Below are 15908 nucleotides of genomic sequence, written 5' to 3'. Positions count from 1 at the left end.
AAATTAACTGTGCCGATGCCTTGGCTCTTAACAGCTATGAGAACGATGATCCCAATAAACAATTTATTCCATGGAATGAATTTTACCAAAACCTAAAGCCTTATACTGAGCTGATAGGTAAGTCTGATTGACTGGATCACCTTTGGCAAAGACGGCATTATTCACGAAAACAATAGTATAATTCAGCAAAAAATTATCGCATTTGGCAGGATGGTTGCTAATGCTGTGATGTTCTACACGATTGCCAACACAACCAATGTTTTGAACCAACTTTCTGCTGAGGAGGTCAAATATAGTAAAGATGATTTATCGATTTTATCAGCGTATTTCAGGGAAAATATTAACCGTTATGGTGTTTTTGATTTGTCTAGGTCACGACAGACAATACCATTACAGTTTGGTATTAATAGGGATTAAAAACAGTTGATAAAAAAGCCTAATACTTCGGACATCCGTTTCTTTCGTTAGTTCAATTAAATGCAGGATTATACTGAATACGTGACTAATTTATAGTCATGAAAAGCCCCTGACTTTACCCCTCATTTTGTTTTTCTTATCTTTTCAAGCACATGGTTATAATTAAAGATCAATTGTATGCTGCGCCAATTCTAGGTAAGCTGCGATTATTTCAATCAATGAACAATAGGGAGTATACATGTTAAAAAAGTGGCAACAAAAATATCCTGAAATTTTCGCGTACTATCCAAACATCATGAGTGAATTAACTACTGATGCACAAAATTCATTAGATGCAATGTTGACTTATTTCATGGAAAAAAAACAATTAAATACAACAAACACCCATTTTTTGCTTGATCTTTATTTAAATGAAGTGGATTTTGTTGCGATACAAAACTTTCTGTCCAAAATAGTAATTAGTGGACTAAATGATGCCCTGACTCTATTTTCCCATAGTCATTTTACCTATAAGAAAGAACATTTTAATACATTTGCGATATTAACTTCAGTTTTAGCGAATCCTTTATGCCAAATTATTTTTGATGCAAGGTTACGTGGTTTTTCAGATTATTCATTACTCTCGGAGCCCTTAGAAAATTATGAAATTGCTCATAGCATTATTCAACAGTTAAGTAAGTTGAACAATCAGGAAGAACAAGTTGCTGTTTTTTTTGATTTTTTCACTGATTATCGCCCTTTTCCAGCAAGCCAGACTTATACCGTTGAAATAGACATAGCAATGGAGGTCGAGTCAGAATTAAGAGCTTATTGTCAGGCAAAAATTGACACGATTAATAACAAACACGACTACCTAAGAGCAAAACAATTAATAGAAAAAATAAACACCAAGGGAGGCAGTATCGACCTTTTTAATGAAATAAAATACAAGGTGGCTAGCGCAATAGAAAATAAAGATATGTGTTCTGCACGCAATTATCAACAGCATATGAATGCTATCCACCAAGTGCTGATGAAGCATCAATTTGAACTGGATTTTGAACACAAGCTTCAAAATTTTAAAGGAGCTCAAGAGATGGTGACCACTCAAATGCAAGGCCACGCATTATTTATGCCATCATCGTATAAGGCACCAGTTTCTGAAATGGAGAACAATTTGGTAGCTAATTCTAATCATTAGTAATTTGGCGCCAATAATTATTACGATACTAAAATAACGTGAGTTCAAGTTAAGAAATCAAAACTGGGCTTATCCCATCTTGCTCCGTTCGGGCTGAGTAATCAAAATATAGGAAAAACAGTTTTATATTAATATAATTCAACAAGTTAAAAAGCTGTTCTGTGACTTCTCAATAACCCGGGATGACGTGATTTCGGGGCGAGCCATGATACCTGTCAAAATAGGACTTTTCATATTTCTTACAGGCTATAGCCCTTGCAGTATAGGGGCTAAAGATTATTTTTATTGAAAATTTATCAATTATTTTAATTACCAGAACGGAAAGTATTAATTTTACTATAACTAAATATTAATTAGGCTGGGTTATTGCTTTTTGGGGTTTTTACGAATAATGCCTATAACCCATGTACAACAAGGGTGGAGGAGTTAAAGGACATCAAGGACATTTCCGAGAGTTATTGCCAGTAGACGAAGTGGATGAGGTAGTGTCCTGTAAGTTACCAAAGTGCTGTGTTTGTTGTGGCAAAAAGCGGCTGGCCGCCTTACCAAACGGCATTACATGGGGCATAACTGTCCCCCGATTAACGAGCTTTATGTCTCACCTGCTCTCAAAATACAAGTTGTCTCGTCGAGGGCTTCAATCATTTTTAAGCGAACAGTTCTCATTTACTCTAAGTATGGGATGTATTTACAAAAAACAACGCCTCGTGAGCGATGCGCTAAAAGAGCCTGGGGCTGATTTATTAAACCAAGTAAAAGCAAGCCACTGTGCTCATATGGATGAAACATGGCATCGCCGCGACGGTGTTAATCAATGGCTTTGGGGCATGATGTCGGAATCGGCCGCTTTTTTCTCTGTCGAACCTTCTCGTGGCAAGAAAGTGATTGACTCCTTAATGGGAGATTTTGATGGCATTCTTGTGTCCGACCGCTATGCCGGATATAACTATTTTCCCAGCGATAAGCGTCAAATCTGTTGGGCTCATTTAAAACGCGACTTCACAAAACTTTCTGAGAAACAGTACAAACCAATTGCCCGCATAGGGAATGAGTTACTAAGATGCCAAGCCGATTTATTTGAATTGTGGCACCAATACAAGCAAGGATACTTCTCGCGATGGGAGCTAATACGAAAAACTCAGCTCACCCGACATAAGGTAGAGGAACTTCTGGAGCAAGGAACCTATACCGATTGATGCCTTATGGACTTTCATTTTTAATGAAAATATAGAGCTAACCAACAATCATGCGGAGCAATGCTTACGGCCTGCCGTGATTTGGCGAAAAAATTATTTTGGAACGCGCTCTGATTATGGCTCTGACTTCGTAGCCAGAGCCATGTTGTCACTTCTTACTTCATGCAGATTACAAAGAAAAAAGTGCTTTTGATGTTTGCTCGCAGATTTTGATGGATCATTTCTCTGGGCAAAAATCCTTAGTCTTTGCTTACTAGCCGTGACCTATTCCCTAATTGATAAATTTTTAATAAAAATAATCTTTAGCCCATATGCAGCAAGGGCTATAGCCTGTAAGAAATATGAAAAGTCCTATTTTGACACGTATCATGACTTCCCCCAAGATACAGGGATGGAAACAAGACCGAAGGAGATTTTACCTTTCTAGATGGATTTAGCCATAATTCTTCCCTTATTATGGCATCGTCAACTAAACTTATGAACCTGACCTCCTCCCTATACAAGAAAAAATCGGGGATTGAGTATTGTTTGCCTGACAAGTAAATAAAACAGCAATAGGTTCTCCGGTTTTTTCAGAATTTATTATGCGAAATTGAATTTGTCCCCCAGCAGTAGCGCAGATTTTTTCAATACTACGATAAACATGGTAGCTGTCTTTCGGTTGACTGGCTTCAGTAAACGCTTCTTGACAAGGAGCGGGTTGGTTATCCATTAGAATTAGTAAGACATTTGTTGGTTTAACTGACTGATCCTTTGGCACTAGCTCATTTTGAGTTTGTAAGGCCCTTGTTGATTTAACCGGCTCCTTATTCGCTTTCGTCTCCTTTTTTAGATATAAAAAAAGAACATCGAGGAATATAGACCATAATAAAAAAATACATACAAACGAAAGAATTGACTTTTTGTAATTCATTTTTATTTTTATACCTAGAAACATAGTATTTATTCCTGATTATGCTTAAACTACCTCTAATAAAGCACTTGCTGCAATTTCTCCACCAACTGCGAACAGAAGAACCTTAACTGTCATTAAACCGATGATAACTCCATACTGCAATGCTGATAAGTTCCATTGGGTAACGGTATCTTTTCGGTTTCCTTTTCAACATCACGATCTTCATCTAAATAAATTACAGTCTAGAGCAAAAGTTAAGTTGACGATGCCTTTATCTGTTCTGCTCATTGATTATTTTCCTTTGAACAGTTATTAGGCGGGGTTATTGCTTTTTGGGGATACAAAATTATTTTCTACGAATAATGCCTATAACCTATGCACAGCAAGGGTTTAAATGCCATTGAAACTACGAAGTGCCCTATTTGCACACGTATCATGACTTCCCTCTTTGCGCGCTCCGTTCTTATGGGACGGGATCTCAGTAATGTGGTTCGGTTACCGACCTAATATGGTTTATTGATCGTTCAACAAGTGAAAATACGCGCGATTTATTAAAAGATAATTTTTTTGGTTAAGGTGATATGGTTAAATTCAGGACTATTTAGGGTGGTCTATGTCGCTTTTGCCCCATTCCTGTAATTAAAGCCGATATTGCACTAGAAATGTAGGGTATTCCCGTATATCCATAGTACATATCTATGTTCAAGGATCCAGTATTAGATAGTATTCTCAGTATTCAACGAATATGTAGCCAGACATTAATCAATATGCTATGTTTCCAGGCTCATTTGGTATTTTAGGATAAGCATGAGATTAGCCATTAAAATTATGCAATATTTTGTCATTGCAGGATTGTTATTTAGTTTAACCGCCTGTACGAAAACAAAGCCTGAAATAGCTTCTTATAAAGTTAAGGGTAAAGTATATACACCGCTTAGATCTGCAAAAGGGTATAAAGCACGAGGACTAGCTTCGTTTTATAGTAAACGCCTCCATCATCATAAGACATCTAATGGAGAGCGATACAATATGTATTCTATGACGGCTGCACATCCTACGCTTCCATTTAATACCCGACTACGAGTTAAGAATATAAAAAATGGACGAACAGTGGTGGTTCGTATTAATGATCGTGGTCCCTTTTATAGCATGAGAATTATAGATCTTTCTTATGCGGCTGCAAGTCGCCTGGGAATTACAAGTCCTTCTATGGTAGAAATACAGGCTCTAAATTAGAAATATAAATTTGAGCATTTTTCCGAGTACTTTCATAAAATACCTCTATGAAGAACACGAATATACGCTTGATTTCTATCGTTAAATATGAAGACTATAATCAGACTTAACAGATATTATTTACTGGCTAAGGTAATTCCGCTCTCCTGCTCGGCTTGATTTTGCTACCACTACCCTTTACTGAAATTACCCCGAGGAGCTCTATTAGGCCTAGAGTGCCCCGGAACTTGAACCCTGATGCAAAACTCAAAAATATTGTCTAACCCAGTGAACAATATCTTGAGTACTGATCACCCCGGAGTGTCGAGCGTGTTCTTTTCCATGAGAAAAAAGCATTAAAGTGGGAATACTTTGAATCTGGTAGCGAGCAGCTAACGTTTGTTGTGATTCAGTATTGATTTTAACAAACCGTACTTTGGGCTCCAGAAGCTTTGCAGCCGCTTCAAAATAAGGTGCCATCATTTTACATGGACCACACCATTCGGCCCAAAAATCAACAAGCAATGGAATATCGTTTTTTTTGAGATGAAGATCGAATTGTGCTGTGTCTAAAGCAACAGGCCTTCCAGCGAAGAGTGCTTTTTGGCACTTTCCACATTTAGGGTGCTCGGTTAATCGTGCTGAAAACAAACGATTTGTTGTATGACAGTGTGGACAAACAATATGGATTGAATCATTCATAACACTAGTTCCTATTTATTTTACTTTGTTAAACTATATATCCGAATAATAACTTTTAACCAATAATCCTCTTTAAAATCATCTCATGAGGACAAAATCCTGTAAATCCACTTTGAAAGAAATTGGCCCCTACCAATACAGTAACCATAAAAAATTGACGTGGTTTAATCCCACGACATTGATTTCTTTTTCGCATCTAGGGAGTGGGGTTTCAAAAAAGTGGAGTTACAAGCAAGATCGTCATTGATGCTAGATCGGAGTTTACCAGTGAACGGACTTTTCCCAGCAAAGCCGACATTCCTGGTGCAATGAGCGATGATAATAGCGTTAGCAATACCAATCCATTCATACAATTTAATTGCTATATACTTAGGCACCTTTTGCAAATCTCTTTTAGCATTGTCTATTCCATTTAATTTTAAAAACGCAATTAACAGTGGGACAATAATAAAAATTCTTTCTAATAAAGAAGAAGAATTTAATTGTTGTAATCCCAATCAAATTTTTCGTATTGTATCTCAGCTCTAATTCAAGCAGCGGAACTATTGAAAGAGCAGCATGACACAGTAGTCCTTGCTGATAAGGGATATGATTCACAGGCTCTTATTGACACATTAGAAGAGTAAGGCATTAAGTCCCCAGGGCATTTCTAACGAATCTAAAAGATAAAATACGCAGTGCTAGGCTTCAAACTGCTTTAGCTATAAATAACGAACACTTTTGAGGTTTTTTCCACAGGACCCGTTATAAGGATATCTTTTACTACACGTGATTGATCGCTAAGAAAATTTTCGATCAATTCAGGATTGATATATTCTCTTATAGTTTCTATTTCTTTAATGGGATCTTCAAAACAACTCATTAATTGTTTAGTACTCGATAACATGATTTTCTCTCCGTTAAATACATTGTAATTCCAATTTTGTAACTAATAAAATCCATATTTGTAGTTAAAAATAAATTTAAATTACTGGTAAATAAAAAGCCTATATGTTTATTTGATAAACATGTATTCGGTATGTATAATTATCCCAACATTTCTAATGAGATAAAAAATGATGCTTTTATTTATTATAGATTTTGATGAGACTATTGCCTCTAAAAATACCCATAATGCGGTATCTCATATTTCCACTGGAGGTATGGATGCTATATGGGCAATTATCAAAGATATTTCTCCCATAAGCGGCCCAGAAACTTGGCGAGAAACAATTCGTTCTGTTCTTGAACAAGGACATAGTCTTGCGATTGCATCTTTTAATGCATATGGTCCTATGGTTATTCCTAGATATTTAGAAGAAGTCATTGGACTAACTTCTGACGAAGTAAAAAAATACATGTTGAATCTTGGTTGCCATTAAACCCAAATACTTCTGATAAGAATGAACACATACAATATGCTATTAAAGACATGGGGTATTCGGGTTCTCCTGAATCAATTGTTCTTGTCGATGACGATCTCAAAAATATTCAGGCGGCTCAAAAGAAAGGATATAGAACAATACATGCAATAGATAATTACCCTCAAAAAATACAGTCTTTAAGTTACGACAGGGATCATCCCATCTCTAGTATCAGCTTTTTTAAAAAAGCACTTTCCGATAATAAAAAAGATAAACCTACTTCTGAGACGCACTGCGTGATGATGTAGAGAAATAATTAATTAATATTTCGTTAATTATTCCCCACTATAATTATATTTAAGTCACATTGAATAAATATCGCCTCTCTACACTGCCATCATTGTATGTAGAGCTGATATTTATGGAGTAGAGACAAATGTCTGTAAATAATGACGAATTAGACAACTTGCTACAAGCAGAAAAGATTCGAGTACTTTCACAAAAAGCGAAAGAACATTTCTCTAAATCTAATTCACATAACATTTTTGAAGATGGTGAAGACGAATTTAAAATCGTTAGACTATATGACAAACAGGAAAACGTCATTTATTTCCTTATGTCTCAAAAATTAGGAGCTGGTGCATTTGGCGAAGTATCACGTGGAATTCAACTTGATATTGAACACCGCTCTGTAATTCCTAATACTGATGTTGCAATTAAAATTACAGATTTTTCTGAAGGTGGGACGGTTGCAACGGTGGATATTGAAACAGCTAAAAAGGAAACAGAACATGAACAGTCTGTTCTTAGTAGAATACAACAATCGAGCGGTTTTTCTATTGGAAAACGTACTAAAAAAGTTCAAATTAAATTTGATGAAGAACTTACAATAGAAAAAGTAGCCGAAGTGCATGAAGCCATAGTTGCGATGCCTTTATATCCTGGAAAAGACATGCAACATAAAGTGCATAAAGATAAATTTAGCTATGGTTCTATTACTTTTGCTGAATTAGCATCCAAACTTTGCAGCAATCTAAAAAAGTTACATGATAAAGACATCATTCATTCCGATCTAAAACCCGCCAATATCATTTGGGATGCTCAAAACGGTCACGCCAATATTGTTGACTTTAATCGTGCTAAATTTATTTCTCCTCCAGAAACACATGTTTTTTCTAGTTCATCCTCAGACAAATCATACATGGCCCCTGATTGTTTCATGAAAAATAAAGGATATAGATTTTCTAAAGCAAGTGATGTTTATTCATTAGGAAAAATTTTTTCAGAAAAATTCGACATAACCCCACAAAATGGGCAAAAAGAATCTTTAATGAACAAGAACTATTTAAGTTATGATCAGTTAATAATTAAGTCTTTTCTAGAAAAAATGACTTCTGCTAATGAAGCTCAACGCCCAACAATCAAGAAATGCAACGAGTTCTTTAATCAATTAGAAAATAAAATGAAACTGGACGTTGAGCAACCAGATAATAAAACTCGATTGGAGTTAAGTAAAAAAATAATAAGTTTGGAAATATATGCGAACCAATTAAGAACAGAAATCAATCAGGAAAGTAGAATATATAAATTTCTAGCTTCTTCCGGTATAACCGCTGATAAAACGAAGAAATATGAAGAAACGATTAAAACTATTGAACTATTAACTCAAGCTTTATCTACGCCTACAATTAATAAAGAATTGCTAAAAGAACATCAACAATCATTGTACGAAGCACATTCAAAAGCAAGTGGAATTTTAAGTTTTAAAGGCCGATACCATAAGATACTTGAGAGTATGACTAAATCTGTAGAAGAACCAGAGCAAGACAACACCCGCAAATTAACAAAAAATTTGTAATTTGGCAGGATTGGGGATGGTTCAAATCCAGTGAACAATCACCCAACATTAGGAAGAGCTATGTTCTTCACATAAGCATCTCCTGGATGCTGCGCATAAAGCGCAGCACGTAGGTGTCGGGGGAGCAAAGCCCCCCCCACCAACCCCCACTGCCATTAAGTTAAGGATTTTATGCTTCTAAATTTCTCAGAGCCTGTTGTCCCCGAGTAGGCGGGGATCCATTCCTCACTGGCTATAATGCCAATTCATGGATGGTTTGGGAATGACAGATTTCTTTAACTTAATGGCAGTGGATGCTAGACTGTACGATGAATGAGCTTCAGTGTGCTCCATTGTTCACTTAATTAAGAAATGAAAGGATGATATGAGATATGGAAACAATAAAAAAAAACTTCTTAAAATCGACCATTGCGATGGCTTTATTCTCTTCTAGTGTGGCTTTTGCTGGTGGTAATGCAATAAGTGGGCAACTAATGATAGTTAATAACATGGGGGATGTAGACAGTACAAGTAATTCTCCTGGAGCAACTCAATCTTCTTTTCAGGTCACTGTATCGGACACTACGGGGGTATGCAGTACTACTAAGCTTAATTACAATGGATATATAGTTGTTCAATGGTACTCCACAGGTGCTCATAGTAGTTCACATTGTGTAGGCGCTCCTGTATCTATAAAAGTTACTCCTATACTAGGAACTATCGGTGGTATTTCTACTGCAATATATGATTCTATTGCTGTTTCAGCTCCTGATACATCACCAACAGCCGCAACCTTAAGTGCGCCAACACCGGGCTCTGTCTTCTGCGGCGCAAGTACCTGCACAACAAGCTATGAAAATATGGCAGTCATTATTACTGGTGATGGCAATCCGAGTACCGCCGCCTCTGCTACTGGAAGCGCTTGGCAAAGCCTTGCAGCTACTAAACCAATTTTCGATACGGGTAATGGTGCTTTAAAAACCACAGGTGTATTTGGTTTACTCGCTGTTATGGATTTCAAAGCCGAAAAATTGATGAGACAATATAGCTATGCTCCTCATAAAGGCGGCCTTGTGTCTGATCTTAACGTGGGGAAATAAGAAGTGCATTCGGTTTGTATATAGGTATTTCAAACCACCTATTTCCCATTTTCAACAAAATTTGCGTTTAGAAAGTTGGGCCAAGGCCCAACTTTCTGCAATAGTTTATTTGTCTATTTCCAGTAATGAAAAACTCCAGATTCAACCGCGTTTTTTCGATTCGAGGAAAGGACGAGGCATCACCGCACGTGGAGCAAACGCATGGACATATGTTTTGACCGATGTCTCACTATCTCCCAGCACAGCGGTGTCAAGAGCACAGGCCTCAAGCAGTGCCGGTTCTGTGATCCCTGATGCTTTGCAGATTGCGGTGGCACGTGTGGCATCCTTCGGCGTTAAATCACTAACATAGAACGGTTTTTCTGGAACTCCAGACTTCACCATCGGATCAGTCTCAAGCAACATCTGATCCGGTTGCACACGCCAGCTTTCGCCATAAATGTTATAGAGATCCTGGAAAGAAACTGGCCACTTCAAAACCATTCCGTGCGAAGTCACAAGCTCGTGAGTATTGCCTTCCAGATTGCCGAGGAGACCTCGTGCTTGTCCCATAGAATTACTAAGGCTTACACTAACATTGATCCATTTGTTCATACCGTTGTCATATAGCGTAGCACGCACACTATCTCCTTTGGGGCTAATTATCACATACTCATTGCCCTTACGAGCAATCTGAACCCCGTTTACCACTAGATGCTTTTGGCCATTGCGCATCGTATAAGGCTGACCGTTAATCATAAGCCGTGTTGGCCCAACGTAAACAGCTACGCGAGTTTTCCCCATTTGTACTGCAACCGCCTTATTGATCGTGGTGTCCTTCCATCGAGGATCAATCACCGGCGCAGCTTGCCGGGTTTGCACAATGAAGTCAGAACCAACCTCGGTTAGCACAAAATCACCGGTTGCCTGAAAATCATATTGCAAACCAGCAAAAGTCGTCAGATGCGTATCGCCAGTACTGGTCGCAAATTGACAAGCAGAATAACCCATATTTGTGTTGCTTTCCGTGAACACAACTGCCGCTGGATTAGCGCCTGCCGAGCTTGTTGTGTATCCTCCAAAATAGAGGTTATTTGTCTCGGCAGTATAACCGGCCGCCAGGCAACTTGGCGCGCTTGGGCTGCCGTAATCTACAGCCGTCCTAACCTTGAGTGCCGCCACATCAGGCGATGCATAATTAAACGTAGCTTCAGAGCCATTACCATCGCCAAAGATGTTAAACTCAGCAATTTGCCAGTAGCTAGCAAGACTAACCACACTGTCCAGATCACTTGTAGAATAGGCAGTGCCATTTACATACATGGTAAGCGTGTCATTGCCACCTGTAACCGCTTGTCCTGTAACTGACATCTGGCTTAATTCAGAGATGTTTAGAGGAGGGTTACCAGTAATGGTAACCGCATTACTATTGCCATAGCAGTTATTGCCATAAGTTATCCATCCAGTACCTGACGGGCCGCCTGATGCCGGACACGACGCTCCGTAACCAATGAGCCAGTACTGAATAAAGGCCATTCCGGCGGTGTTAGAGTATACAAATTGTGCCCAACCTTCACAATTAGTGACACCATTGCAGGCTGGAGTATTAGCGAAGAAATTCGAGTTCAGTTGAAGAGAAAAGATATTCGTTGTGAACACATTAGTATCGGGGTCGATTCCATATTCATTCACCACTCCGCTGACGCTGTCAAACGATCCGATCGCTTCACTTATGTGGCCGCTGGACACCTCCGCCGTGACATCATTGCCATTACCTACAGTAAACGAATGCTGGCCGCGAGAAGGCAGATAGGGGCGAACAGGCGCTTTGGTGCAAGGAACCTCACGCCATTCAGTTTTAGGATAGTCTGCGGTAAAGCATCCATTTTTGGGTCGAGGAGTATGCATAATGGATGAACGCCAGGACCTGAGTTCTTTCATGCTTGGTTGAGATGAAGATGGAGATATCATCTTTTGAGGCTGCTCTGCGGCTCTTGCATTGTTTGGCGCAAGCGCGATGAACAATCCCAAGCCCCCTATAGTGCTATAAATAATCGCTCGTCCACGTTCTGAGTTATAGAATTTCATCTGGTATTGTTCTCCTTGTCGAATCAGCAGTTTTCCCTTCTATGCTATTTTTACCATAAATGCTCGCATAAGTTGAGGCGTTCCATGAAAATTGTTGCTCTCCAACAAATTTGAAATAAAGGTTAACTGGGTTCTACCGCATATCCAGCCCAAACATGGTAATGAGCTAAATATGCTTTAGAAACTTTTAGCTAAGTTGGAAACTCGATGTTTCAACTATTTTATTTCTAGTACCGTGGGGAGCATTATTTGAATTTCCAAATAATGTTTGAGGTGTAGATATGAGAAGAGCCGCCAATTTTGACTCATTCAACTTTATTTCCTCTTCGACAATAGAAGAATCTTCAGGTGCGAATCTCTTAGCTTGATTAAGTGCTTCTTCAGCCTTCGTCCATTCTTTTTCTAACCTATAAGTACACGCTATATTTAACCACGCATCAGCAATTTCTTGTTTATCTTCTGTTTTTTCCAAAATGGAAGAAAAGTTCTGTCTTGCTTCAGGGAAACAATCCTGTTTAAAAAAAGACATCCCTATTTGATTAATGACAATAAGGTGTTCTGGATCAAGATGAATCCTATTTATCACCATTAAAATTGCTCATTATTTTATCATAAAAAGCAACTTATTTATACTGAGGATATTTTAACAAATTTTGTGAATTGCTATAATTTTTGGACTTTGCGCCTAATTTTTATCGATAGTATTTTTATAAAAAACAATTCCTATGTATAATAAAAGGATATTTTGCTTTTATTTGAATCTCCGAGGACGTCATGTCTTATAATATACAACGCGAATTTGTAGTTGATACAACCACTGAAGTCCAATTAGAACAACAGCACAATACCCCACTCGATCATCCTATTTCAAATCTGGTGGATGAAATCCAATTTATTATAAAGTTTAGTGAAGCGTACCCCGAATTAAACTACGATCCTCGAAGGATATGGCATGGCTTATTTGGTAATGAACCCTCTGGGTATAAAACAGGCTTAAACAAAGATGTCGCTTTCTTGACCGAAGATTCCTGCGCTGAAATTATCAAGCATTTCCAATTATTTCTCAGTGGTATTGATTTTAATAATTTACCTTCTGGTTTTTTACTTGCAAAAAATCCAGAAACCGGTGTTCGTGATGTATTACATTATAGTGAGTATTTGGCGAAAAATGTTAAAAAATCAAATTACTTAGCAATAGTTTTATCTCCTAAAGAAGAGTCCAATAAAGTAGAGTCAAATAAATTTCCCCACCCAAAATCTCTTTGGTATGATTTTTTACGTAGCAAAATGAAGTCAGGCGCAATAGTTTTTTGTACTGAAGATGAATTAAAAAAGGCATTTATTATTTTTTCCAACACTGTAGATAAGCTAAATTTGGAATTTCCAGAACCTGATTTTTACAGTATCCAGGAAGATGTTAATCCAATTGTCCTTTTGGGACGTTGGCATGCCGTATTAACCCAACCTAATCTTAGAGAGGTGGATTTAGCCCCACAAATGCGTGCTTTGCCGCAATTACCGTTAACGGCCGGTTATGGAGGCTTACGAGCGATTAGTGATTATCAATTCACGGACCACCCTTGTGGTTTTCTGCTGCCAGAGATGGTTCCGACGCAAAAATACCATGATATATATAGAGAATTCACCGCAAAAAAAATCAACAGCATCAATGATTTTTGGGTGTATGTCGCTTATCAGCCTAATCGTAATTCTATCAATTACTATTTGCAAGCCATGGAAGCCATTACCAAAATAGGGCTCAATGATGAGGAATATGTAATAAAGATGTTGCGTATACTTGCATCAACTTCCACAGAAATAGCGCATTCTGCTAATGCGCCTGAAAAAGAACAGATTGAATTAAATTCGTGGATTAAATTTTGTAGTTTGATTAAAGACATCCCGACGGCAACGGCTACACTGGCCACACTTACAACGATGTTCAAGGCGCAGGATAATATTAAAAAACACTATATTTATCAGCTGGAACGTCTTACTCAATTACCAAATACTTCGTTTCTTTTTAGCTTCGCACAGATAATTACCAATGCTCTTAAACGTATACACTTGGCTTCTGCTCTGGCTGCTGCAGCTGTATCTAAAGATCCGGTGCCTGAGCTTACTAAATTGTGCGATAAGTTAAAAGAACTTATCTTTATAAATAAAGCTGGAATTTATGAAGGAGCTCGCTTTTATTTGATTAATGATGAATGGCAGCATCAGCTGGATATAAAGAAATATGTTGAATTACAGCACATTCTGTATTCATACCAAAAGATGAAGCCTATATCTTACAGACTTTTATTTGCTCCTCATTTAAGCACTTTTACTATTCTAAGCGAAGCGGATATATATCAAATTAGTGTGCTGATTCAATATATAGCGTCTAAAGAATTAACATTTACTCTGAACTTATTTCATGATGTGACGAAAGCCTTTGCGATGACAGATCTATTAGCGCTCCTTGAGCACCTGAAAAATAGTCCAGACACGTCATTTATATCTATTCTGGAATATGTAGAAAATCATTTTAAAGAGGGTTTTCCAGAAGGATATTTTATTAAGAAAAAACAAGAGTTATTAGATGTTAATCATGGCTTAAATGAAGAACAGCTTAATGCCATAAACTGTTTAAAATTACCGAAACAACAAAGAGATTATCTCATTAGCATTGAAACTGAATTACTCCAAAATAACGCATTTATTTCCCAGGAAAATCTTAATGAGTTTCATAATCAGCTTCTTAATTTGCATTTAGTACTCTCACCTACAGATTATAATTTCGTTCTTGAAAAATTAGCCGCTTTGCGACAACAGTTACCACAAGAGGTAGCTCCTTTAACTCAGCTTATCATGCTCTTAATCGAGCAACGCAGTATCAATGATTTCAAACAAATTTATTTTCGCAATCAAATTGAAAAATGTGCTGATAAATCCTTAATTCCTAAATTTATTGCATTTAGCAAAATAATAAAACCTCTGGCCAAACCATTGGGTTCCATGTCTGTTGTGGTAGTACAAGATTTATTATCAGGCATACTTCTCAACGCCGATTTTCCTATTTTTATGAGTAAAGAGGTTAAAGAGTTGGACGCCTTATTGTCACAGATTGAGCACATCATTGTGCAGCATCCCCATCTCCAACAACATTTGCTAGAAGCTCTAAGCAATATTCCTGATAAATTTAGTAAAAATTATTTTAATAATTTAAAACTTTTTGTTCTTAGTATTCATCAAATTTGTATTTTATTAGAAACGGCTAAGAAGGATGATGACCAGCAAAATATGTTGTTAATTTACTCTTTATTTGCTCGTTTTCACCATAATCCTATGACTTTGGTTACATTGTGGCAAAATATTAATCAATTACCTATGGCCGAATTTATGCTCCAATTCGCCAATAAATTAATTAAAGATGAGAGTGACTTAGACGAATTTGAACAATTAGTTAATAAAATAAAAGGGGATCATTCTTTATTTAATTGTTTAGTAACTGAATGTTCAAATCCACCTTACCCAAGCTTAAAAACAATTAATAAATGGATTGATGACGGTAATTTAGTGTCTCAATATACAACATTTAGCATGTTGCCTTATGGGAAACGCAGGCTTGATTTTGCATTTCAAGCAAAAGAAATAGCTAAGCAAAAAGTATTATTCAAAAATATAGTTGATGACGTGTTTCCTGTAGCATGGGGCAAGTCTGTAGCGCAGCTGCTTCAGGAAAATCGCAAAAAAAATCTGCTGGAACTGCGAAATGCATTTAATGAATTAAGACTCACAGCCACTACCGAACCACTAACAAATCAGCAAAAGCAGGCTTTATTGTGTGTTTGTATCGAAATGTTAGCCAGAACTACAGCGCAATTCGATGACAAAATACCTCCCTCTTTGATTAGCCAGGAATTAAACACTACGCAAGTCATGGCTTTATATGCCATGTTGACTAATCCCAA

17 protein-coding genes and 1 pseudogene are annotated in these 15908 nt (G+C 37.4%); 11 read left to right on the top strand and 7 right to left on the bottom strand.

Annotated elements, in window-relative coordinates; all coding sequences use genetic code 11:
- Window positions 1-123 precede the first annotated feature (123 nt).
- From LDG_RS20680 to LDG_RS20675, 4 genes are all read left to right on the top strand, one after another.
- Window positions 124-417: a Tn3 family transposase gene (locus tag LDG_RS20680; RefSeq protein ID WP_407635260.1), complete on the top strand. Its 294-nt coding sequence runs from the start codon at window positions 124-126 to the stop codon at window positions 415-417.
- Between the two features lie 238 nt (window positions 418-655).
- On the top strand, window positions 656-1597 hold the full coding sequence (locus LDG_RS03385) for a hypothetical protein (protein WP_006869738.1): 942 nt from the start codon (window positions 656-658) through the stop codon (window positions 1595-1597).
- 593 nt (window positions 1598-2190) lie between these two features.
- Window positions 2191-2793 (top strand): IS66 family transposase, encoded by a 603-nt coding sequence (locus tag LDG_RS03380; protein WP_158307859.1) that lies wholly within the window; start codon window positions 2191-2193, stop codon window positions 2791-2793.
- Window positions 2783-2986 carry an IS66 family transposase gene (locus tag LDG_RS20675; protein ID WP_083821372.1) on the top strand — a complete coding sequence of 68 codons (204 nt, stop codon included), beginning with the start codon at window positions 2783-2785 and terminating at the stop codon, window positions 2984-2986. The genes LDG_RS03380 and LDG_RS20675 overlap by 11 nt, the downstream gene beginning before the upstream one ends.
- Window positions 2987-3268: 282 nt before the next feature.
- Here LDG_RS20675 and LDG_RS03375 read toward each other — a convergent pair whose 3' ends face one another.
- A complete protein-coding gene (locus LDG_RS03375; protein ID WP_040534328.1) occupies window positions 3269-3730 on the bottom strand; it encodes a hypothetical protein in 462 nt (153 codons plus the stop codon).
- 765 nt (window positions 3731-4495) lie between these two features.
- Here LDG_RS03375 and LDG_RS03370 point away from each other — a divergent pair.
- Entirely contained in the window at window positions 4496-4924 is a 429-nt protein-coding gene (locus tag LDG_RS03370; protein WP_006869735.1) for a septal ring lytic transglycosylase RlpA family protein, read from the top strand.
- Window positions 4925-5170: 246 nt separating this feature from the next.
- On the opposite strand, the gene trxC is transcribed toward LDG_RS03370, so the two are convergent.
- From trxC to LDG_RS19810, 3 genes are read right to left on the bottom strand one after another with little or no spacing between them, the layout of a single operon-like run.
- Window positions 5171-5605, bottom strand: coding sequence for a thioredoxin TrxC (gene trxC / locus LDG_RS03365; protein WP_006869734.1), 435 nt, complete (start codon window positions 5603-5605; stop codon window positions 5171-5173).
- A gap of 55 nt (window positions 5606-5660) precedes the next feature.
- The gene (locus LDG_RS18820) at window positions 5661-5753 is read right to left on the bottom strand and encodes a YgaP-like transmembrane domain (protein ID WP_233491410.1); all 93 of its coding nucleotides are present in this window, start codon (window positions 5751-5753) and stop codon (window positions 5661-5663) included.
- Between the two features lie 16 nt (window positions 5754-5769).
- On the bottom strand, window positions 5770-6102 hold the full coding sequence (locus tag LDG_RS19810; RefSeq protein WP_006869732.1) for a hypothetical protein: 333 nt from the start codon (window positions 6100-6102) through the stop codon (window positions 5770-5772).
- Window positions 6103-6129: 27 nt separating this feature from the next.
- Here LDG_RS19810 and LDG_RS19245 point away from each other — a divergent pair.
- Window positions 6130-6222 (top strand): annotated as a pseudogene (locus LDG_RS19245) (IS5/IS1182 family transposase); the annotation flags it as partial.
- An 80-nt stretch (window positions 6223-6302) separates the two neighbouring features.
- On the opposite strand, the gene LDG_RS03355 reads toward LDG_RS19245, so the two are convergent.
- On the bottom strand, window positions 6303-6491 hold the full coding sequence (locus LDG_RS03355; protein ID WP_006869731.1) for a hypothetical protein: 189 nt from the start codon (window positions 6489-6491) through the stop codon (window positions 6303-6305).
- A gap of 169 nt (window positions 6492-6660) precedes the next feature.
- Here LDG_RS03355 and LDG_RS03350 point away from each other — a divergent pair, with 169 nt between their 5' ends.
- From LDG_RS03350 to LDG_RS03335, 4 genes are all read left to right on the top strand, one after another.
- Complete coding sequence (locus LDG_RS03350; protein ID WP_006869730.1) at window positions 6661-6966, top strand: hypothetical protein; 306 nt, start codon at window positions 6661-6663, stop codon at window positions 6964-6966.
- Window positions 6957-7256, top strand: coding sequence for an HAD family hydrolase (locus LDG_RS03345; RefSeq protein ID WP_006869729.1), 300 nt, complete (start codon window positions 6957-6959; stop codon window positions 7254-7256). Before LDG_RS03350 ends, LDG_RS03345 begins: the two co-directional genes overlap by 10 nt.
- A gap of 128 nt (window positions 7257-7384) precedes the next feature.
- Window positions 7385-8806: a protein kinase domain-containing protein gene (locus LDG_RS03340; RefSeq protein WP_006869728.1), complete on the top strand. Its 1422-nt coding sequence runs from the start codon at window positions 7385-7387 to the stop codon at window positions 8804-8806.
- Window positions 8807-9177: 371 nt separating this feature from the next.
- A complete protein-coding gene (locus LDG_RS03335; protein WP_006869727.1) occupies window positions 9178-9885 on the top strand; it encodes a hypothetical protein in 708 nt (235 codons plus the stop codon).
- A 141-nt stretch (window positions 9886-10026) separates the two neighbouring features.
- On the opposite strand, the gene LDG_RS18340 is transcribed toward LDG_RS03335, so the two are convergent.
- Both LDG_RS18340 and LDG_RS03325 read right to left on the bottom strand, forming a co-directional pair.
- Window positions 10027-11952, bottom strand: coding sequence for a VWD domain-containing protein (locus tag LDG_RS18340; protein WP_006869726.1), 1926 nt, complete (start codon window positions 11950-11952; stop codon window positions 10027-10029).
- Between the two features lie 187 nt (window positions 11953-12139).
- Entirely contained in the window at window positions 12140-12541 is a 402-nt protein-coding gene (locus LDG_RS03325) for a tetratricopeptide repeat protein (RefSeq protein WP_006869725.1), read from the bottom strand.
- 185 nt (window positions 12542-12726) lie between these two features.
- Here LDG_RS03325 and LDG_RS03320 point away from each other — a divergent pair.
- Window positions 12727-15908, top strand: a 3182-nt coding sequence (locus LDG_RS03320) for a hypothetical protein (protein WP_040534326.1), incomplete at its 3' end; no start/stop codon positions are given.

This window comes from Legionella drancourtii LLAP12 (assembly GCF_000162755.2).
Lineage (GTDB): Bacteria > Pseudomonadota > Gammaproteobacteria > Legionellales > Legionellaceae > Legionella > Legionella drancourtii.
The sequence above is the reverse complement of the archived record's forward strand: the minus strand, read 5'-3'. Positions and strand labels throughout refer to the sequence as shown.

Coding starts and splice junctions, on each gene's coding strand:
- LDG_RS03340 (WP_006869728.1), top strand. CDS start 7,385: ATGTCTGTAAATAATGACGAATTAGACAACTTGCTACAAGCAGAAAAG.
- LDG_RS18820 (WP_233491410.1), bottom strand. CDS start 5,753: ATGGTTACTGTATTGGTAGGGGCCAATTTCTTTCAAAGTGGATTTACA.
- LDG_RS03325 (WP_006869725.1), bottom strand. CDS start 12,541: ATGGTGATAAATAGGATTCATCTTGATCCAGAACACCTTATTGTCATT.
- trxC (WP_006869734.1), bottom strand. CDS start 5,605: ATGAATGATTCAATCCATATTGTTTGTCCACACTGTCATACAACAAAT.
- LDG_RS03350 (WP_006869730.1), top strand. CDS start 6,661: ATGATGCTTTTATTTATTATAGATTTTGATGAGACTATTGCCTCTAAA.
- LDG_RS03375 (WP_040534328.1), bottom strand. CDS start 3,730: ATGTTTCTAGGTATAAAAATAAAAATGAATTACAAAAAGTCAATTCTT.
- LDG_RS03335 (WP_006869727.1), top strand. CDS start 9,178: ATGGAAACAATAAAAAAAAACTTCTTAAAATCGACCATTGCGATGGCT.
- LDG_RS03385 (WP_006869738.1), top strand. CDS start 656: ATGTTAAAAAAGTGGCAACAAAAATATCCTGAAATTTTCGCGTACTAT.
- LDG_RS03370 (WP_006869735.1), top strand. CDS start 4,496: ATGAGATTAGCCATTAAAATTATGCAATATTTTGTCATTGCAGGATTG.
- LDG_RS03355 (WP_006869731.1), bottom strand. CDS start 6,491: ATGTTATCGAGTACTAAACAATTAATGAGTTGTTTTGAAGATCCCATT.
- LDG_RS18340 (WP_006869726.1), bottom strand. CDS start 11,952: ATGAAATTCTATAACTCAGAACGTGGACGAGCGATTATTTATAGCACT.
- LDG_RS03380 (WP_158307859.1), top strand. CDS start 2,191: ATGTCTCACCTGCTCTCAAAATACAAGTTGTCTCGTCGAGGGCTTCAA.